The organism is Nocardia callitridis, assembly GCF_039543305.1.
Classification (GTDB): domain Bacteria; phylum Actinomycetota; class Actinomycetes; order Mycobacteriales; family Mycobacteriaceae; genus Nocardia; species Nocardia callitridis.
In genome coordinates this window covers 26,962-46,918 of record NZ_BAABJM010000005.1, presented here as the reverse complement: position 1 = coordinate 46,918, position 19,957 = coordinate 26,962, and the positions used below count along the sequence as shown (strand labels likewise).

Here is a 19,957-nt window from a genome sequence, read left to right as displayed (position 1 = left end):
CGCGGTGATGTACAACGTCCTGATCTTCTTTCGCTGGGGCGGTGTCATCGTCATTACGATCGGGTGTATGGGGGTGTTCATCGGGGAGGCAGTAAAGTCCAGATTGTCCCCGGTCAAAATTATTGTCGTCGGTTCGTCGGGCGTGCTCGCTGTTATGGTTTTCTGGTCGCTTCCGAACCTGGCAAATATCGGTAGATCCGACTCGACGATCATTGTTCCCGATCAGCCGATCGGTAGTTATCGTTGACCGTCCAGGTAATCAAGGTATTTACGCCGATCAAACGTGTCCCTACCATGGTCGGCAAGGCTCCGAACGGGCAGAGAATCCCGTTCGGGCCCTATACTCTACCCCAGATCGGGGTTGGTGTAGGAATCCTAGTTGTCACGTCCATATGTGCGATGACCTTCCCATTCAATCCCGCCGTAACGTTTATCACGGGTCTGGCGATTACAGTGGCGAGCGTTTTTGCGATGGGGCTCGTGCCGTACACCGGTGTCCGCATTACCTCGAGGATTTTCTGGATCGTTCGGCTCCTTGTATCCCCCAAACCGGTATCTGCCTCCGGTGTTCCGATTGATGCAGAATCTGCCAGGATGGCCACGTTTATCGAAGAATCGGTCGTTATTGTTCTGCCCGACTATGACACGGGTTCGGTCCCTGGTGGCGCAGACCGACCGGATTTCGCGATAGTCGGCGCAGGTAGTGGAGCAGATCTCGAGGCGAGACTCGGCGCGAGTGCAGCAGGTTCGCTCGAAAGGGGGAAGTGATGGCGTTCGGGCACGAGGATCTTCAGCCTACCGCAGCTATACGCGGAAATCTGCAATTCACCCGTTCAGGACTGGTCACCGCCACGTATTTCATCAACCCGCTCGGCTATGGGCTGCGTAAGGCATCCGACAAATACGACGTGAAGATGGCGCACCACTCGTTGGTCACCAACTTGCCGGGTGGTTCCCTGCTGCTAGGTATCCAGGCTCGGCTGAATACCGTCGATGTCCTCACCAAGATGGTGGAGGGCGTCGATATCGACGAGTGTGATGATTACGCTGACGAAGTCGTCGCATCGTACGAACGCGTCAAGTCGATCGTGCCGCAGACGAGGATATTTCTGCTAACGATTCCGGTGGGTGCGAGCAATTCCGGGATTTCCGCGCTGTCTCGACTGTGGCGCGGCAGCACGAGCACCATCGATGCGGCTGCGCTGTCGCGTGCCGACCTCGATGAATACGATGAGAAGGCGAAGTCCGTCCTGTCGCGGATCGGTGGCGAATTCGAACCGGTTCCCGTCCCCGCAGCCATGTTCCAGTGGTTGTGGGAGCACTATCTCACTCGGGGGGCGGGTGGAGATCCGGTCGCGCCGACACGAGTCGGTGCACTGGACGACGCCACGTCCGCGGTCTTCGGGTCGGCAGCGCTCGACGAGGGCGCACGCACCGACGGCAACCGGCGGATTCGGCCGTCGTTTATCCCGGTAATCAAAGTGGTACAACCCGAATCCGAGTACCAACCGTCCTATCAGGCAATGCTGACACCGCGTTCTTTCCCTTATGGTGGAATGACTTTCCCCGGCGGCAGTGAGTTCCTCAATGTGCTGGAAGGTTTGGAGGGCGTCAACGTCGACTGGGGGATGCGCGTATCGACGAAAACCGCCGAGCAGGTGACCAAGAACAACGAGTTGAGTCTGCGCAGACTCGGCGAGCAGATGGATCAGCGCGATCAAGAGGTGTCCTTCGCGCAGAACTCGCTGATGTCGAAAGCGCAGATGCTCAGCGAGTACAACAACCATTTCGAGGCAAACAGTGGTGAATCCGAGGTGTCGTTCACCACGGTTATCGCGGTCGGTGGGTTCACTCGTGAGATGACGATCGACGCCGTCAACGCGATCAAGCGCCGTTACAAGCGTTTTCAGGTCGACATGACCACACCGGTAGGTGCGCAGGTCGACCTGTGGTCGATGCTGGTGCCCGGTAGTCCGCCTCGGCGCGCGTTCGACGATTTCGCACACATCGTCCCTTCGGACATGTGGGCGGGGTTCGTTCCATTCACCTCCAGCCAGATCGGCGACGACAGCGGGCCGGTGATCGGCGTGAATCTCTTGTCTGGGAACTTCGAACCGATCCATTTCGGTATTATGGAGGCGGCGCTGCACGACCTGTCGGCCTCGTTCGCGGTGACCGGCGAACTCGGTTCGGGCAAATCGTATTTCCTCAAACTGATGGCTGTGCTCGTGCACGACATGGGTGGACAATTCCTTGCGATCGACCGCAGTCAGGTGGGGGAGTGGGAGCACTTCGCGTCCTCGATCGACAACGCGGTCATTATCGATCTCGCCGATCCCACCGTGTCGCTGGATCCGTTGCGGCTGTTCGAGCCGCGCGTCGCTGGGGAACGGGCGCTGGACTCCATCCTGCCCTTGCTCGATCTCTCGCCGACCTCTGGCGCGGGCGCTGCGGCAAGTAATCTACTGTCCCAAAGGGGAATTCACGAGCACGGGATCAAGAGCCTGCTCGATCTGTTCCATGTCGTACGCAAACTCCGTGAGGTTCCCGGGGGTGAGGACGAGTACGCGGACCTCGCCTCACGTCTCGGCACCGTTATCGAGCGAGTTCCTGTGCTGTTCGACTCGTCGTTACCGCCCTTGCGGTTGGACGCTGCCGCAACCGTAGTCCGCAGTCATAATCTCGCCCTGCCCACGGCGGAAGAACTGACCACCCCGCACCTGTACAACCGGCTGCCGCTCACCAAACGGCTCGGCACCGCGCTCTACGAACTCGTCGGTGTCGCCGCGCGCGAAGCGTTTCTCTCCGACAACGGCAGGTTCGGACTGCTGGTCGGCGACGAGGCGCACCACTTCACCCAGACCCAGGTGGGCTCGGCGGTCACCTCCGACTTCAGTAGGGATGGTCGTAAGCACCTCGCCGCGATCGGGTTGGCCTCCCACGACCCCGCCACCGACTTCCAAGGCGCGGCACACAATCTGATTCCGAACCGGTTCGTTTTCCGTCAGCGGGACGAGACCTTGGCGCGCAACAGTCTGGAGTGGCTCGGAGTCGATCTGCAGCAGGCGCCGTACCTGCTGCAGATCCTGCGCGACGAGACCTCGCCGCCGGTAGGAGCCGGGCGGCAGGTGCCAGACGAACGGCGCGGGGAGATGTTCATGCGCGACGCGCTCAACCGCATCGGTCGAGGCAAGGTGCTCGGACCGGCGCGGGCGGATCGTGCCGCCGCGATCACCAGCACACCGAATTCAGCGGCAGCGCTGGCGAGACGACCGGTCGCGCCATGAGTTCGCCGGACTTCGGTTTCACGGGGGCCGCGGTGCAATGGGATCCGCAGCACTGGCGCCCGACCGCGGTGGCTCATCGGTGCCGGGTGTGGGTCGGGCAGACGCGGCGTCGGCGCGCGGCGGTGTGGGCGGTGATCGCGCTGATCGCGCTGTTCGTGTGTCCCGGCCTGCTCGCCGTGGCGGCGTCGGCGGATTCGACGTCGGCCGCGGGGTCGACCGCGTCGGCCGCCAACAGCGCGCTCGGCTGGATGGACATCAAAGACCACGACGGCGTCGCACTGTCGAGTTACATGTTCACGACCAACCACGGAAGCCTTTTGCACCCTGGCAATTTCGGGCTTTCGCTGTTCATCGGGGTGCTGTTCGCAATCTGGCTGGTCATGGTGACCACGGGTACCTGGCTGCCCACCGACACCATGGATTTCGGCTGGTTGAAACTGATCAGCGGCCCGTTGGAAGGCGTCGCACACGCCCTGGCCGGGCAAGTCGCCACCACGGTGGTGTTGACCGCCGCGGCGACGATCGGCGCGTTCTTCGTCGGCTGGTTCATCGTCCGCGGCTTGCACGCCAAGGCCGTGACCCAGATCGTCACGATGATAGTGGTGGCGCTGTTCGGGCCGATATTTCTCGCGGCGCCGTTGGCCGAGGCGCTCGCGCCGCACGGTCTGCTGGCGCAGGGCCGCGACCTCGGCCTTTCGGTCGCGGCGGGATTGAACGGCAACAGCAATCCGAACCCGAATCAACTCGTTGTCTCGATGCAGGCCGACATGGCCGAGAACTTCGCGCGAAAGCCGTTGCAGGTCTGGAACTTCGGGCACGTGATCGACAGCAGTCCTGCGTGCAGGGCCGCGTGGTCAGCGGGGGTAAAAGCCGGTGACGAAGACCGGGTGAAGAGCGGACTGAAATCCTGCGGTGACCGCGCCGCGTTCGAGGCCGCCGACAATCCGAGTTTCGGCCAGATCGGAGCGGGTATCCTGCTGCTGCTCTCCGGGCTGATTCTGCTGCTGTTCGGCGCCTATCTGGCGATCAAGGTGATCTGGGCCGCGCTGGACACGATCTATTACGGATTCCTGAGTATCTTCGGATTCGCCGCGGGCGGTTTCATCTACGGCCCGACCCAAACCTTCACCGTGCGCTGTGTCGTGCACGGATTCATCTCGGCGGGACGCATGGCCGCCTTCGTGATCTTCCTCGGCATCTGGGAGCTGGTGCTCGCCGACCTGTTCGCGCAGGCGAAGGGGCAGGTGATGGCCGTGTTCGTCATCGGGGCGATCTTCGAAATCATCGCCATTATGCAGCTGAAGCGGTTGAGCGCGAGTATCGACAAGGGCAATGACTGGGTGGCCAACCGCTTCGCGTTGGCGATTCAGAACGGCGGGGCAGTGCAGAAGGGTTCCGGTGGCGGTGGGGGGACTGCTTTGGGCATGGGCGATATCGGTGCGTCGAACAAGGGGCACCTCGGTTTTCTGGCGACTCTCGGGGCGGCGAGTACGATTTCGAACTCGCCGCCGACGGAATGGTTGGCCGGCGGGGTTCCTGGGTTCTGGCACCCGCAGGCGCGGCAGAAGGCCAGGATGCATAAACTTGCGAAAGAAATGGGGATGAGTCGGGATTTCTCGGGGATGCACGGCGCGGCGGGTATGGCAGTGCAAAACAGATTGCTCTACAGGATGGCGGCCAAAGAGGCCGCGAAAGAAAACGGAGGGATCAATAGCGTCCGAGGCGCTGCCGCGGCCGTGCAGGCCGTATTGGATGTCGGGGGCCTGCTTCCTGATACTTTCGGCGCGATGGACGGTGCGGGGTTCAGGAAAAAGAAGGTGATGTACCGAGCGATTCGGTCTCGTGGCGTGGTTGCCGCAGCCGCTGAAGATGAAACTATGGCGGACAAGGATCTTTCGTTCCTGGTTGCGGCCGTGAAACGGTCCCAAGCCTCGGCTCATAAGCTGATGTACGGCGAAGGGGGAGACCCTGATTCCGTGGCTGCGGACTTCGCGACGATGGAAATGGCATCAAAAGTATTCCGGCGAAACAAGGCCGGCGGCGTGACGTTGGACAACGGACGTAATGAAGGTCCGGAACGCGACTTTGTGAATGACTTCATGCGAAACCCCACCAAAGAAAAAATGAAGCTCTTGCAAGAGGTTGGATCCGGTAACCATACGAACGTGGCAGGGACTCTATTGGAGCAGGTGGGCGGAGGGGATGTTATTGAACGACAAAGGGCTGCAAGTAGGCTCAATCAATGGATCGGCAACGAATTCGCCGCCAGAAACAGCAGTGCGATGCGCACATTCATGGCAGACGTCTCGAATCCCGATGCGCTGCGGGACGTGCGCACCTCAACTGCCCTACCGGTAGAGGTCGACCGGGATGCGTCAGGGCTCAAGACCACGCCGTGGGCTTCGATGTCTGTGCCGAAAACCGGCCCACCCAACGTGCAGTTTCATCGCAGGTGGTCCTCGACGATGGGAGAGGTGGACCGTCGCTTCCGGTAACTCGAGGGTTCCGCTGCTGTTGACGCCGACATTCGAGAAAGGTTCGCATGCTTCGCCGTTATCTCTTTCTGGCGTTGGTCCCCGCGTGGGTGTGGCTGCTGATCGCGATCGTTGTCGCCTTTCTCGGGATATCCATGGTCGTGGTGTTGATCGCGGGCACGACGACCTCCTCCCTGGCAACGGATTTCAGTTACCAGTGCGACAGTGCTGTCGGCCCCGACCCCTCGAGCACCGTACAGGAGCAGCCGCTCCCCGAACGCGCGGTCGCACGGGAAACCGCGGCCCTCGGCCCGTCTACCGCTCCGACGACGAATCCGTACGCGGCCTTGGAGATCGAGCAGGGCGATGCGAATGTCACCGACTGGCAGCGCTCGTGTGTGTCGGCGATGAGCGAGGCGCCGTACCAACTTCCTTCGCTGCTGGACCCCAACACGGGCTCGGCCGCCGAGTGTGCGCGCGAACTCGCACTCCGGGAAGCGATTTCGGGGGCCAACACGGACTCGGCGACCATGGTTCGGTCGGTGATCTATCGAGCCTCGAACGCCAGTGTCACCGGCCGGTGCGCACAGTCGGCCGGGACCGGTGTCGATGCCGGTGCCGAAACCGCTGCTGGCCTGGCTCCGGAAACGGGTCGCGAATCGTGTGGGCAGGTAGCCGGGAGTTCAGTGGTGGTTTTGCCGAGCACTGTTGCCGCACAGGGTGTCTGTGGTCAGCGGGTAGCGATCTCCGCGGTGTCGCCTGGTGATCTGATCTTCTGGGACTACCGCGCGCACCGGCCGACCCGCGTGGGAATCGCGGTCGGAGGTTCCGCGATGGTCACCGGCGATCCGGCAACCGCCACGATGACCGAACAAGCGATTCCCGCGGACCCTGACGTGCGCGTCAAGCGAGTGTTGGGCGGGGCAACGTGAATGCGAGACCGTCGCTCGCGGCGGAGGCGGCACGGGTGCACGCTCGTTGTTTCGCGCCCTGCCCTGGACGGGCGGATCGTCGGTGCCAGACCAGCGAACGTCGCGCACCGTCGGTGTTCGGCGGGGCACACCGGCCGTACTGATGCCGCCACCGAACCGAGAAGAGCCACCGCGGCGCGACGACGCGCCCCGCGACTTTCGGCCGGGGGCCACCGTTGCCGAACCACGAAAGCAGCCGGCTCGCAAGGGGTCCTCGCGAGTGCCGACGCCGCCCGCGGCCGCGACGAACACCGCGGGGCCTTCCGGCGCCGTCGGCCATGCCGCGACCGCCACCCGAGCCGCGGCCTCGCCCACCGCCGTATCACCCACTCCCGCGGGCGCCTCGGCGCCCGCACCGCGGACGGACGTCGGCGGAATGCCCGGTGCGCAGCTGCCCATGACGGCGGCCGCGCTCGGCGCGCTCGCGATGATGGCCGCGCACTACGGCGACGGCGCCCCCACCGCCGACTCCGGACAGCCGCACGCACCGCCGACTCTGGCAGCTGCCGGCAGGCCGACCGGGCCGGTGGCGTGGGATGGCGCGCTCGGGTCCGAGTACGCGGCTGGCGGCGCGCAGCGCGCGGGGCAGGTGAGCGCGGTGGGGTCCATGAATGCCGAGCTCGCACGCATCCTCGATGGCGCGGTGGACGACACGGTGCGGGGACGCGCGGCGCTCGGTGCGATCATCGCCGAAGTGAACACCGCTCTCACCGCATTGGGCAACGTCTCGGATACAGCGGCGGGACGTCAAATGGTGAACGCCGCGTTGGGTAATGCGCTACAACGCGCTGGTGTTGTGGTCGGTCAGGGCCAGGCCGCGTCGCGGATCACCGCGGATCGGGTCGCGGGACTGGCGGATCGGTATGTGCGCGATTCGCGGCCCGCGCGCCCACGCCCGTCACGTCGTTCGGGTGCGACGGCGCACGGGGCAAGCGGAGGTCCGCCAGGGACACGCCCCTCCGGGCAGCTGGGGCAGTGGGTCAACGAGGCCATGCGGGTGCTGCGGGACAACGGCTACGACACCAGTCGGATCAACCCGGCGGATATCGCCGCGATCATCCACCACGAGTCCGGGGGAAACCCGAACGCCATCAATCTCTGGGACAGCAACGCAGCCAAAGGAATTCCGTCCAAGGGGCTGATGCAGACCATCGACCCCACCTTCAACGCCCACGCGCTGCCCGGTCACCGCGACATCTGGAATCCGGTCGACAACATCATCGCGGGCGTGCGTTATTCGATCGATCGTTACGGTTCGGTCGAGAACGTGCCTGGCATCGCCCAACTGCGTTCGGGCGGCTCGTACGTGGGGTACTGAATCGAATTCGTTCGGCTACGACCAGCGTGTGGCGCGGTATCCACTGGGCAAGTTGGTCACTCGAACGTTTGCCCCGGTGTGTGGCGCCTCTACGCAACGCCCGTTTCCGACATACATCATCACGTGGCCGAATTCGCCGTTCTTGTAGGAACTGTTCGGGAAGATGAGGTCGCCCGGCCGGATGTCCGCCGGATTCACCTGGGGCAGCTGGTCGAATTGATCGTCGGCGACCCGAGGAATCTTGACACCCGCCTTGGCCGCGGCGTACTGCATCAATCCCGAACAGTCGAAAGAGTTCGGTCCTGTCCCACCCCATACGTAGGGGACGCCGAGCTTGCCGAGCGCGACCTGGATCGCGGCGTTGGCGGCCGACGATGTGCTCGAATTCGAACCCGAGCCCGTCCCTGTCGTGATTCCGGCGTTGTATTTCTGACCGGCGATGTTGTACAGGTATTGATTGGTGAGCAACTTGATCGCCTTGGCGGTCTCGGCGGAACTGGCCTGACCGCCGGAGACAATGGCCTGCGCTTTGGCGAGCGCGGCGGCGAGGATCTGATGTACCTTCTGCTGCCCGGCCTTGGTGTACGCCTCGGTGCCGAGTTGGGCCAGTGCGACATTGACCTCGCGAAGCAGTGCGACGACGGCCTTCTTGTCGACCTTGTTGTCACCGGCGATCCGCATGACATAACGAGCCAACTGGTTGTCGAGGTTGTTGAACGCGGTGTGCGCATTGGCTTGATAGAGCTGCCTGGCCTTGACCGCTCTGGCGGTGGTGCCGCTGCTACTTCCGGCACCGGACTCGTTGACGCCCAGTTCTTTACGAAGCTCCTTGACTTCCGGACTGGTGGCTTCGCCGTCTCCGTACACGTCTTTGAGCAGTTTGAGTACTTCGAGGGCCTTCTGGGATTCCGGCGAGAGCGCGCCGGTGGCCGCCTCACCGGTATCACCACCGCCGTTACCGGAACCCCCGCCGCTGCCGAGCCCCGCGAGCGCGGACGCGATCATCGGCAGCATCCCCATGGCCATGGTGCCCGCGCTGATCGCGGCGGGAGCCAACGCGCTGATCATGTCCGGGTCCACCAGTGGCGCCGCGGGTTCCGGCGGCGGTGCGGTCGTGGCGGGTGCCGCGACGACGGGCGGCGGATTCGGTTGTCCTGCTGCGACACCCGGCGCTGGTGCGGGCGCCGGGGTCGATTGGGGCGCGGCAGCGGTTCCCGAACCCGGTGCTGGCGTGCCGGGCGGAGCAGGTGTGGGTTGCGCCGACGCGGGCGGATTCTGCTGCTGCGGTTGGCCGTTGGCGCCCGGTGCCGTGGTCGGCGGACCCAACTTGGGTTGCGTATCGCGCTGTTGCTTGTCCGACCACGGTGTCACCGGGCTGGGCGAGCCTGCCTCGCCTTCGACCGCCGTATCCGCTGTCTCGTCCGCATCAGGATCGGCGAAGTCGGTCTCGACTCCGACCGGCACTGTCATTGTGCACCGCCAGGTGTACGCGGCCGCGATGAAGCTGCGTCGAGTGTCCGTGTGTGGTCGGGTCGACGGTGGCGGAGGCTCATACCCGGTAGTTCTCCCTCGATCGAGACCGACAGCCCGGAAAACCGCCGGCGACACCAATTCCGGTACATCGTGCTTGGTATCTCGGGAACACCATCGTGCCTCTCTGCGCCGAAACAAAGGCTCCCATATTTGGGAAGCCTTGATACTTGGGGCGAGAGAAACAGCTCAGCGCAGAGGCTGTCGCTGCGCGGCCTCGTTGCCGATGTCGAGAGCTCGATCGGAAGGGTGAACCCGGTGATGACACACAGAGGTCAGGCGGGTTTCGGCCGTCTCGCCGACATCGGCAGGATGCTCGGCGAGCAGCTTCGGGTGACAGGTTCCACTGTTCGATTGTCAGCGGGTAGGTGACCCATGGGATTATTCGGTATCCCCTGGAAGGACATCACTGTTGGGGCGGTGACCGTCGCCGGCGGGTTGATTCCAGGCGCAGGGGTGGTGGTCGGTCCCCTGCTAGGCGCCGCCGTCGGCGGAATTTGGACCGGAGTGCAAACCGGGAGCGTGACGAAAGGTATCCAGGCCGGTCTCATTGATGGTGTTGCGGGTGCTGTCGGCGGGCCGTTGGGGAGGGGGGCAGCCCGATTGATCGGTGCCGGAGTCTCCAGGCTTGGCGCGAGCGCGGCTACGCGGACCGCTGTCAATGCTGGCGGAGGCTATGTGCTCGGTCGCAGTGTGGCGAGTCGTGTGGGATCCGGTGTAACCGCGGCCGCCGCCAGCCATTTCCTCACGCCGTCGAAAAAAGAGAGACCCGACGTACTGCCGACCAGAATACTCGAGCCTACTTCGGAATGAGGAGTAGGCGATGGAAATGCATAAAATTCTGATCCCCGATATGAACTCGGACGATTATCCTGAGGAGTATTATTTCGCAAGCTGGGTGAACGTTTTCTATCTCAGTATGCCTGATTTCTTCAAAAAGGCCTTCGATAGTTTCGGTAAGGGGGCGAAGACTCCGCCGCCGACGAAGGACGATGCTCCACAGTTGCCAAATACAATGGGCCCGCTCGTGGATAGCTCCGACGTGTTTCGCAACTATGCCTCCGTCGCCTTGACGCTGAACCAAGCGATTCTCGATGTTCAGGAGTCGGAAAAGTCCCTCGCGCCACTGGCAAAGAAGTCCGAGGAAATCTCGAATGCGGGACGCATCGAGATAAACAATTTCATCGACGTGATCAGCGAGTCTGCCCCTACAGTGCCGCCCGAAGGGGTGAGTGAGAACAACTACATCGTGTCATTTCTGACCGAGGCATACGAGGGTGCCGAGGCCAAATTGAACGAGGCGCGTGGAGCCAATCAAGACGTCGCTGACGACGTTTCCAAAGAGACCGACAAGATGGCGGAGCTGGAGAAGGAAATCAAGCGCCTCCAAGGGGTGGTCAAAGAACTACAAGCAGAGCCGCCAAATGTACCGCAGTTGCCGACAACTCCGCCGGCAGTGACGACTCCCGACCCGGTCGTGAACGATCCCAACGGCACAAACGGTCTTCCCGACCCCGTCGACCCGCCTGGAGTTCCGGAACTTCCGGAAACCGACATGCCCGACATCGGGGCCGACGATCCCGGTGATCTCACCGACCCGAACGGGATCGACGGGAGTAATGGTTCGGGGGTGAACGACGACATCTCGCGGGCGATCGACAATCTGGAGAATCAGGCCGCGACGAACCCTGCCGCGATGCAGACCCCGATGTCGTCGGACGGCGGCATGGGTGGCATGGGCGACATGATGAGTCAGATGATGATGATGCAGGCGATGCAGGGAATGATGAACCGTCCCGGCACGGACGACCAGGCGAGGGATTTGGATCCCCTGGACCATGCGCCGATGCCGGTGCAAGCGGCGCCACAGAGTCCGGCACCCGCCGCGCCGTCGACAGCCCCGGCCGCGCCCGCGCATTCCGCACCGCCGCCCAACTCCTCGTCGTCCCAGCCGACCGGCGGGGCACCCGGTCGTACGCCCGGCCCGGACGGCAGCGTGGAATACCCCTTCCCGGACGGCCGCACGCAGCGGGTATCGCCGGTGGTCGCGCAGGCTTTGGACGCGGCGTTCTTCAACAAGTCGGCGACCGACGCGCGCCAGGCCTACGAGAAGACGTCGGCCAAGTGGACCGACAACAAGCAGATCGGTGTCCTTGTCGACCCTTCGCAGTTGATGACCGGCGACGTCGTGACATGGGAGGCAGCGGATTCGGCGTCCAGCGGCGATTTCGACAGCGGTCAGCGCAGTGCGATCGTCGCGGCGAAGGACGTTTCCAGTTCGGCGTCGAGCGGCGAGGCCGACACCGGTCAGCGCACCGCGATCATCGTGTCGTTCGGCCCCGACCAGCCGCTGGAAGTGGTGGTAAAGGGTGAGATGAAGCCGTTCACCGGTGACATGTTCGCCGAAGAGTCGATGGATTTCAGTGGGTTCGCCCACCCGAACGGCATCGAGATGACCGAAGCACAGGACCAGACCGCACCGGCGCCGACCGGCGGCGACCCTGGCATCGACGCCGCGGCGCCCGCACTCACGGCTCCGGCGTGAATCGGTTGAGCCCCTCGCATGATTCGGTTGACGGGAGGAGACCGCGATGGCGTTGAATGTCGATCCCGCGCAGTTGGTCGCTGTGGCAGCTGAGCTGGCCCGCATGTCACGTGACACCGGCGCGGCCTTGCCGAAGGGCTGGGTGGTGCCCGCGGGCGCCGATCCGATCTCGGCGGAGGCGGTGCCCCAGCTCAACGCGCATGCCGCGAACCTGTTCAACGGGGTGAGCGACATGCTGAACAAGGTGCAACGCGCCGCACACAACGTGGGTGCGTCGGCGGCCGCCTACACCGACGAGGACGACCGCAGTGCGCGCACCGTCGGCGGTAGCGGCGGCGACCTGCTTGCCAATCCGGTGGGTGAGGTGCAGAATTTCGCGCCTCGCGAGGTGCCGACGATGCCCTCGGGCGTTGCTGGGGGTTCGGTTGACCCGCTGACCTTCGCACAACAGTTGCACGCCGGGCCTGGCCCCTCGATGGCTGCGGGATTCGCCGAGTCGATTCGCAAGTACGCCGGTGGTTTTCACACCGAGGCGATCAGCGGTATCGACACCGCGTCGCAAGCATTGCAGCACTGGACGCCGGTCGGCAGCGCCGCATCCGACCAGCTCGCCGGATACCGTGGCTGGCTCGATCAGCTCGGTACCGGATTGGGCAAACTCGCCGAGGGGATCGACGCCTACGGTGACGCGTTCCGCGCGGCGAAGGCCAAGCATCCGACGCCGCAGGAAATCATCGCCGCCAGAAAGGAACTCGTCTCGGCGATGCGTTCCAAGAACGAGCTCGGCATCCAGAAGGCGTTGGCGAAATTCGAGGAGCAGAACGCGCGCTCGGCCGAGACCATCGCCGGATACACCACCGATGTGAACTCGAAGGTCACCGGTGACGGCGACGGCGAGTCCGGCGCCGAATCCACGGGCAACGGCAGCGGTTCCTCGGAGTCCGGCGACAGCAGCATGTTGAACGCGATGTTGCCCGCGTTGATGAGCGCTATGGCCGGTGCGGGCGGCGACCTCGCGTCCAGCTCGGCCGACGACTCCGATTACGGCCTGGACGATTACGGCTACGACGCGGACGGCTTCCCGACGGATTATGGTTCGCCGGGCGGTATCGGTTCGTCGATGGGTATCAGCGATATCGGCGCGCCGGTGTCGGATTCGCAGACCTTCGCCGGTGGCCCGATGCCCATGGTCGCGGCGGCCAACGCCTCGCAGGCGAGCGCCGCAGGTCTGCCGAGAACGCCGGTGATCGAACCCTTGCAGTCGGGTTCGGCGGGGAATTCCTCGGCGGCACGGGGTGGGGCCGGTATGCCGTATATGCCGATGGGACCGGGGATGGGTGGCGCCGGTGCCGGTAACAACAACGACCGCAACCGGGTGGTCGCCTGGCATCCCGATCGCCTCATGTATGTCGACGACACACCCCATACCGAGCAGGTCATCGGCGAGCGCCCGTCGATCGCCCCCACGGTAACCCCGCTGACGCCGAACACCGGCACCCCGAATCCGACTCCTTCCGGAGGTAGCGCATGAGTGATATCCACCCCGAGGTGCAGGCCGCCCTGGACGCGGCCCGCGATCTGCGACACCGGATCGCCGATATGCGCGAGCGGATCGATGCGATTCGCGCGCGCAGACCGTCGCCGAGCGGCATGGTGATCCCCGAGGTCGACGCGATGGGGCGGCTGACCGCGCTGTATCTTGCGCCGGGTACCGCCGATCATTTCGACTCGCCCGAACTTGTCACCGAGATCATGGCGTCGATCCGGGAGAGTACGGCCGACGCGGAACGGCAGTATCGCGTGGTGATGAGCGCCGACCCCTCGGATCTGGACCGTAAGGCCGAGGACGAGCAGACGGCAGCACCCGCGTGAACGGTGTTGACGCTGTGGCGATCCGGTGCTGCGTGGGAGACGGGTCGTGACCGATCCCGGCGGTGGGGTGACTGTCGCCGACACGGTGCGGTGGTTGCACGACGAGGGGCTGGTTCGCCTCGCGGGTGTGGCGGGCCGCAGGTCGGGGCCGGTGGCCGCCTACACCATCGATGTGTCGACGGGCGCGGTATCGGTGCACCCGGCGACCGGTGCGGGGGTCGGCTCCGATGTGGAAACCATCGACGCCGACGACCTGCCGTATCCCGCCGGGTCGGCGAGCCGGCTGTTGATTGTCGGCATCACGACGAGCCAGGCCGTGCTGGTGCTGAATCTTGCTGCCACCCTGGCATTCTCGATCAATGCCGATCGTCCCGAGACGGTCGCGCGCGCGTGGGTGACGCAGTTGCTGTTGAACGAGGAGATCACGCTCACCACCAACAGCGCCGCGGTGGCGATCGCGGCGAGCCCGCGCTGTCGGCACAGTTTTATCCCCGGTGGCGGCGCCACGATGATCAATGTCGATGACAAGCAGCCGCCGATCACGACCATTTCCTTCAATTCGGCCACCGACGGCCCCGATCAACTCGATGTCGCGGTCGACGGGACCGCCGAGTTGTACCTCGGGACCCGATTCTGGCAGCTGGCGCAGATCATGACCATCGACGACGCGGCGTGGGGCGGGTTGCTCGCGCAGTTCGACGAACGACATTCGGAAGGCACTCGATGACCACCACACACCTGCCCGAATCGGACGGTTTGGACGACTACGGCGAGGAAGCCGTTGCGGCGGGACCGGATTGGTGGAGCGACACCCACGAGGTGTTCAATCCCGATCACACCGTGGGTGTCGCGTGCGCGCGCGATGGTGAGGTGGTCGGCCTGCACATCACCGATGACGCGCGCGACAACGGGGACGCCTGGTTGGCCGCCGAGATCTTGCGGATCGCACGGCTGGCGCACGCCAAGTCCCGGCTCGGTTTGCGAAAAGAGATGGAATACAAGGGGACCCGTCCCTACACCATCGACTCGTTCGACCTGCCCACCGAGGCGTCCTACCGCGCGATGGAGGAAGCCGAGTTCGGGAAACCGACCAGCTGAACGCTGGCTGCCGCGCCCACCAGGAGAGAGGACACGACATGTTGGATACCGACGAGCCGCCCGAGGTGAACTCGGTCGCGGGCAAATTCGCCGGCGCGCTGAACACGGTCTCCGGGCAGGTTCGCGCGACGTTGCGTGAGCTGGAGACGCCGGGTCGTCCGGTGTCGGCGCTGGATCATGCCCTCGATTTGGCACGCCGCCGGTGTATCATCACACCGTTGGCCGAGACACTGGCCGCCAGTTCCCCGCAGGCCGACGCCACCTTCCATCGGACGCGGGGCACCATGGCCGCCTTGCACGACGCGGATCTGGCCGGACAGGCACAAGTGCGACGTCGGTCGGTCTGATCGCGGATGGACTCCGAACGCGACAGTCCGTACTGGGATGCGATCGTCGGCGATCATTGGCCCGAGATCGGTCCCGGCGACTGGAGCGAACTGGCCTCGACCGCACGGGCGGGAGCCCAGGCGTTGGACGTTCTCGCCGCCGACCAGGCGCGCAAGGCGTTCGACGAAGTGGCGCGATCCGGGGCCAGTGTGCAGGCGATCAAGGACGAGATGGCCGAGCAGCGGGGGAATCCACTGGCGTTCGCGGAGGCGCTGACTGCCGCGGCCGGTACATTCGGTGATTTCTCGGACCTGGTCTACCGCACCAGAAATCGGATCCTGGATGTTGTCGCGGACGCGACAGCCAAGATTCGGGACGCCTCGCGTCCGCCGCCGGACGGTGGCGACGAGCAGACCGAGGCAGAAGCCGAAGCCGAAGCCGCGCGGGTGCGTGCGCGCATCGCGCAGATCGTCGCCGAGGCGAGGCGCGAGGTGGCGGAGGTGGCGCGCGATGCGCTGCGCTCGATCAGTCCGTCGGGATTGCCGTCGCTCGGCGATGTGCCGAGGCGGCTCGGGCGGCCCGGCCCGTGGGATCCGCCCGCACGGCATCGACAAGCGGAGCCGGTTCAGTATCCGCATTCCCCGCGAGGAGTGGACCGCGAACCAGCGCACCTGCCGATCGAGTTGTTCCCCGACGAACTGTGGCGACTGATCGACGGGCTGCATCCGGTTGTGCCGGAGCCGGATTTCCCGGCGGCCGAGCAGATCACCGCGGAGGTGCCGCGGGGGGAGATCCCCGCAGCACCCTCCGACGCGTCGAATACCCCGTACGCGCCGAATCAGGTGCCGATGTCGGTCTCGCCGTCGGTATCGGCGCCGAGTATGGGAGAGGCGCCGACGCACGCGAATATCGGTGCACTTCAGCCGGACTCGGTGCCCGCGCGTTCGACGCCCGATAATGCGGCGATGCCGGGACGAGCGGGGTCGACCGATCCCGACCCGGAAGCGACCGGTAGGCCGCATTCGGGGGCGTCGCTCGAGGCGGAGCCGGTATCGGAAAATAGCGGTGCAACAACGGATTCCAATACTGTCGCGGGCATGGATGGTGCTGGCGGCGCGGGCGAGGACACCACCGAGGGGATGTCCTTCCCGCCACCCGTCCTGCCTGGCGCGCAGGCAGGCGGGACGCCATCGGCGGTGCCGTCGGCGCCTACGCAGCTGCGCGGTGTGCCCAACACACCCGCTTCGGCCTCGGTTTCAGCTTCGAATCCCAGTGCGGTTCAGGCACGTTCGGCCCCGGAGGTGCGGGTCGCCGCGCCACCGAAGGTATCGGCGGGTACCGACGGCTCCTCCGCGCCGGGTTCGAGCGTTTCCGCGTCCAACAACAAGCCGCAGCAACAGAACCGAGCCGTACCGGCGCTTCCGGGCGATCGGGACAACGACGAAGGCCGCGACGAGTCGATGCGCGAAACGGTGGGCGCGGCGATGGCCTCGGCGGCGGTGCCCGCGTTCCTGGTCGGCGGCGCACGGGTCGACGGCGACCTGGTGCTGGCCAGGACCATCCTGGGCGGGATCGTGGCGGCCGTCGGCCCGACCGTGGTCGGATTGTCCTTGGCGGTCTCGGTGCTGCGCCACCCCGATGGTCTCGGCGCGTTCGTCACCTCCAACGAGGGGCGCGGCTGGCTGCCGTCGGGTCTGTATCTGCCACGGGAGATTTCGACGCCGTGGGTGTGGGAGGTGTCCGACAGCTCCGCGTGGGAAGGCGTGGCCGACCCCGCTCGGGTGCTGGTCGAATTTGGGCTGGCGTGGGGGCGTAGTCGGGGCGCGCGGTTGTCGGCGGTGGTCTCGACACAGCCGATCGAGGCGGGAATGCGTGGACAGTTGCTCGACGTCGCGACCGAGGGTGAGGTGGGTGCGTCGGCGGTGATGGACTTGACGACGGCCGGATCGAGCAGGGTGGATCGACTCGGGTTGGTCGGCGACCGACAGCTGGTCGAGCGGGTGACTCGGGTCCCGGAGCGCAGCATCGGGGCCAGGTGCGCGGAGCTGGCATGGGACGCGCACGTGCGCTTGGGTGCGCAGCGCACCGGGGCGGCGGAGTCGTTGAACGCACCGCAGACCCGCCAGCGGATCTTGGACGCCGTCCGGCACGGTCGAGCGGTGCCGGGCGAATGGTGGGATGAGCTCCAGGAGGTCGATGACCTGTTGGCGGCGTCGATGCTCTCGCGGCGCGGTGATGTGTCGCGGATCGCGTTGGGGGAGTTGCGGTCCGAGGATCCGCAAGCTCGCACGGAATCGGCGGAGCTGCGGGCGATGGTGTTCGAACGACGTGCCGACGAGCTGGTTTCGCTGCTGGCCCAGGAACCGGACCGGCAGTGTCTGCGCGACGCGGTGTACGCCTACGGACAGCTGATCGACCACCCGTTGTTTCGCCGAACACCCACTACGGCAACGGAATCCTCCGGCGGTGGCGCTCGACCGACGATCACGGTCGGGCCCGAGCGCTGACGCGGCGGTGTCCGACCACGATCGGTCATCCCACGGATGGGAAGAATCGACAATGGGAACGTCGAAGGTGGGAAAGGAATTGATCGAGCATGCCGGAACGGTTGGAAATCGACCCTGATGTGTTGCGTCAGCTCGCTCTACAACACGAGCAGGTGGCCCGCGATACGCGTAAATGGGCCGAACAACCCACCGACTGGCTGACCTCCTTTCCCGGCACCTACGGACACATCGCCGACCCGGTGCACAAGGCGCTGCTCGGCTACTACGACGCACGCGAGCGAGCGGGCAACGCGCTGGCCGACGAGCACGATCGCACCGCGCACTCGCTGCGCGAGTCCGCTGCCGCCTATGAATGGGCCGATGACGAAATGGCCTCGGGGATTCGTCAATCCGGCGACGCGTTCACCGGCAACCAGCCGCAGCAGCAGCCTTCCGCGCCCCCGACAGGTGTCGCCGGTCCCTCGGATCCTGTTTCCCCGCCGCCCGGCGGTGGTCCTACCGGTCCACCCAGCGGACCGATCTCGCCCGAAAACGACCAGACCGTCCCGGACGCCACCGGCGCAACACCCACCGGCCCCGGCGTTTCCGCATCCACGCCGCAAGACGAGGGGCTCGGCGCAGGTGCCCCCCACGGCGCGATGCCCCCTGCGGGCATGCCGAACAGCGACAACACCGCCACGAACGGGTCGACCGGCACGACCTCGTCCCAGCAGGGCCAAGGGGTCGGCGCGCCACCGTCGATCTCGTCGCCGACCGGGGGAATGATCGGCGCCTCCGGCCAGTCCGGTGCCGGCGACGATCGCACCGCGTCGCAGCCGCCCTCGGGGGCGACCGCGCAGAGCGACGCCACCCCGATCCCGATGCAGACGCCGTTCAATGCCGCGGTGGCCAAGGCCACGGACAAGGAAGCCGAGCCGTCGTATGTGGTCGGCGCCGAGGTGAACGACGACCTCGTCCTCGCCAAGACATTGCTCAGCGGTGTGTTGGCGGCGGTGGAGTCCCAGGTGGGCATGTCGTGGGCGGTGTCGGTGATGCGGGGTCCCGGCGGTGCCGGGGTGTTCATCACCTCCAACGAGGGGCGCGGCTGGATGCCGGCGGGTCTGTTCCTGCCCGGCGAGGTATCCACCCCGTGGGCGTGGGACCGACTGCTCGCCGATGTGGGTGGGTCGCCATGGGAGGGATTGTCCGACCCCGCCCGCGTGCTCGCGGAATTCGGACTCGTCTGGGGCGCGAAGGCGAACGCACAACTGTCGGCACTGGTTTCGTCGGGCCCGATCGATCCAGGACTGCGCGGCCAACTCGGTGACGCCGCGGTCGAAGGCATGGTCGCCCCGTCCGACGACGTCGACCTGCGCGGGTTCACCCCGGACACCGCCGACCGCCTCGCGCTCGCCCATCCCGGCGAATCCACCGACGACTTCGCGAGCGTGCCGCAGGCGCAACTGCGGTCGCGCTGCGTCGAACTGGCCGCCGACGCGCACGCCCAGGTCGTCAGGTCGGTCACCGGCCCGGCCGAGGCGGTGCAGGCGCGACAGTTGCGCGACCGTATTCTGACGGCGGTGCGCGCCGGTCGGCCGGTCGAGCGTGCGGTATGGGACGAACTGCGTGACGTCGACGACCTGCTCGCCGCGACGATGCTGTCGCAGCGCATCGATGTCGGCAGGATCGGCCTGGGTGATCTGCGCGCCGACGATTCGCCAGCGGGCTTGCGCGCGACCGTATTCGAGCGCAGGTGCAACGAACTGGTGCTGATGTTGGCCGACGAGTCGAGTGCGCAGAGCCTGCGTGACGCGCACTACGCGCACGGCCAGATCATCGAGCACCCGCAGTTCGTCGCCGCGCCCGCCGCGGTGTCGGCGGCCGAGGCGCCTCGCGTCACCGTGCCGAGTTCCGCCGCACCTTCGGGGTCGGTGGTCTCGGCGGGGCCGCCGCGCGGTGCGGTGGCCGCGCCGATGTCGCCGCCACCGGTGGTGGCACCGCGCGACCCGTCGTCGCCGGCGGGGGACAGGACCGCCGAGGAATGAGCGG

General features: G+C 65.6%; 15 protein-coding genes. 14 read left to right on the top strand and 1 reads right to left on the bottom strand.

The window, feature by feature from the left end; translation table 11 throughout:
* Positions 1 to 4 precede the first annotated feature (4 nt).
* From ABEA50_RS22770 to ABEA50_RS22745, 6 genes are all read left to right on the top strand, one after another.
* Positions 5 to 247 carry a hypothetical protein gene (locus ABEA50_RS22770; protein ID WP_425577694.1) on the top strand — a complete coding sequence of 81 codons (243 nt, stop codon included), beginning with the start codon at positions 5 to 7 and terminating at the stop codon, positions 245 to 247.
* 152 nt (positions 248 to 399) lie between these two features.
* The gene (locus ABEA50_RS22765; protein ID WP_425577693.1) at positions 400 to 768 is read left to right on the top strand and encodes a hypothetical protein; all 369 of its coding nucleotides are present in this window, start codon (positions 400 to 402) and stop codon (positions 766 to 768) included.
* Entirely contained in the window at positions 768 to 3,287 is a 2,520-nt protein-coding gene (locus ABEA50_RS22760) for an ATP-binding protein (protein ID WP_345497778.1), read from the top strand. Before ABEA50_RS22765 ends, ABEA50_RS22760 begins: the two co-directional genes overlap by 1 nt.
* Positions 3,284 to 5,782, top strand: a complete 2,499-nt coding sequence (locus ABEA50_RS22755; protein ID WP_345497776.1) for a hypothetical protein — start codon at positions 3,284 to 3,286, stop codon at positions 5,780 to 5,782. Before ABEA50_RS22760 ends, ABEA50_RS22755 begins: the two co-directional genes overlap by 4 nt.
* 47 nt (positions 5,783 to 5,829) lie before the next feature.
* Entirely contained in the window at positions 5,830 to 6,693 is an 864-nt protein-coding gene (locus tag ABEA50_RS22750; RefSeq protein ID WP_345497775.1) for a hypothetical protein, read from the top strand.
* A gap of 259 nt (positions 6,694 to 6,952) precedes the next feature.
* Positions 6,953 to 8,050, top strand: coding sequence for a transglycosylase SLT domain-containing protein (locus ABEA50_RS22745; protein ID WP_345497773.1), 1,098 nt, complete (start codon positions 6,953 to 6,955; stop codon positions 8,048 to 8,050).
* A 15-nt stretch (positions 8,051 to 8,065) separates the two neighbouring features.
* On the opposite strand, the gene ABEA50_RS22740 is transcribed toward ABEA50_RS22745, so the two are convergent.
* Positions 8,066 to 9,520 (bottom strand): C40 family peptidase, encoded by a 1,455-nt coding sequence (locus ABEA50_RS22740; RefSeq protein ID WP_345497771.1) that lies wholly within the window; start codon positions 9,518 to 9,520, stop codon positions 8,066 to 8,068.
* Positions 9,521 to 10,403: 883 nt separating this feature from the next.
* On the opposite strand from ABEA50_RS22740, the gene ABEA50_RS22735 reads away from it, so the two are divergent.
* The 8 genes from ABEA50_RS22735 (at position 10,404) to ABEA50_RS22700 (ending at position 19,953) form a co-directional block, all read left to right on the top strand.
* Positions 10,404 to 12,125 carry a hypothetical protein gene (locus ABEA50_RS22735; protein ID WP_345497769.1) on the top strand — a complete coding sequence of 574 codons (1,722 nt, stop codon included), beginning with the start codon at positions 10,404 to 10,406 and terminating at the stop codon, positions 12,123 to 12,125.
* 46 nt (positions 12,126 to 12,171) lie between these two features.
* Positions 12,172 to 13,656, top strand: a complete 1,485-nt coding sequence (locus ABEA50_RS22730) for a PE family protein (protein WP_345497767.1) — start codon at positions 12,172 to 12,174, stop codon at positions 13,654 to 13,656.
* Positions 13,653 to 13,997 carry a hypothetical protein gene (locus ABEA50_RS22725; RefSeq protein ID WP_345497765.1) on the top strand — a complete coding sequence of 115 codons (345 nt, stop codon included), beginning with the start codon at positions 13,653 to 13,655 and terminating at the stop codon, positions 13,995 to 13,997. Before ABEA50_RS22730 ends, ABEA50_RS22725 begins: the two co-directional genes overlap by 4 nt.
* Positions 13,998 to 14,043: 46 nt before the next feature.
* Positions 14,044 to 14,724 carry a hypothetical protein gene (locus ABEA50_RS22720; protein ID WP_345497763.1) on the top strand — a complete coding sequence of 227 codons (681 nt, stop codon included), beginning with the start codon at positions 14,044 to 14,046 and terminating at the stop codon, positions 14,722 to 14,724.
* A complete protein-coding gene (locus ABEA50_RS22715) occupies positions 14,721 to 15,095 on the top strand; it encodes a hypothetical protein (protein ID WP_345497761.1) in 375 nt (124 codons plus the stop codon). Before ABEA50_RS22720 ends, ABEA50_RS22715 begins: the two co-directional genes overlap by 4 nt.
* A 38-nt stretch (positions 15,096 to 15,133) precedes the next feature.
* Positions 15,134 to 15,442: a hypothetical protein gene (locus ABEA50_RS22710; RefSeq protein WP_345497760.1), complete on the top strand. Its 309-nt coding sequence runs from the start codon at positions 15,134 to 15,136 to the stop codon at positions 15,440 to 15,442.
* 6 nt (positions 15,443 to 15,448) lie between these two features.
* A complete protein-coding gene (locus tag ABEA50_RS22705) occupies positions 15,449 to 17,929 on the top strand; it encodes a hypothetical protein (protein ID WP_345497758.1) in 2,481 nt (826 codons plus the stop codon).
* A gap of 89 nt (positions 17,930 to 18,018) precedes the next feature.
* The gene (locus tag ABEA50_RS22700; RefSeq protein WP_345497756.1) at positions 18,019 to 19,953 is read left to right on the top strand and encodes a type VII secretion target; all 1,935 of its coding nucleotides are present in this window, start codon (positions 18,019 to 18,021) and stop codon (positions 19,951 to 19,953) included.
* Positions 19,954 to 19,957: the final 4 nt, after the last annotated feature.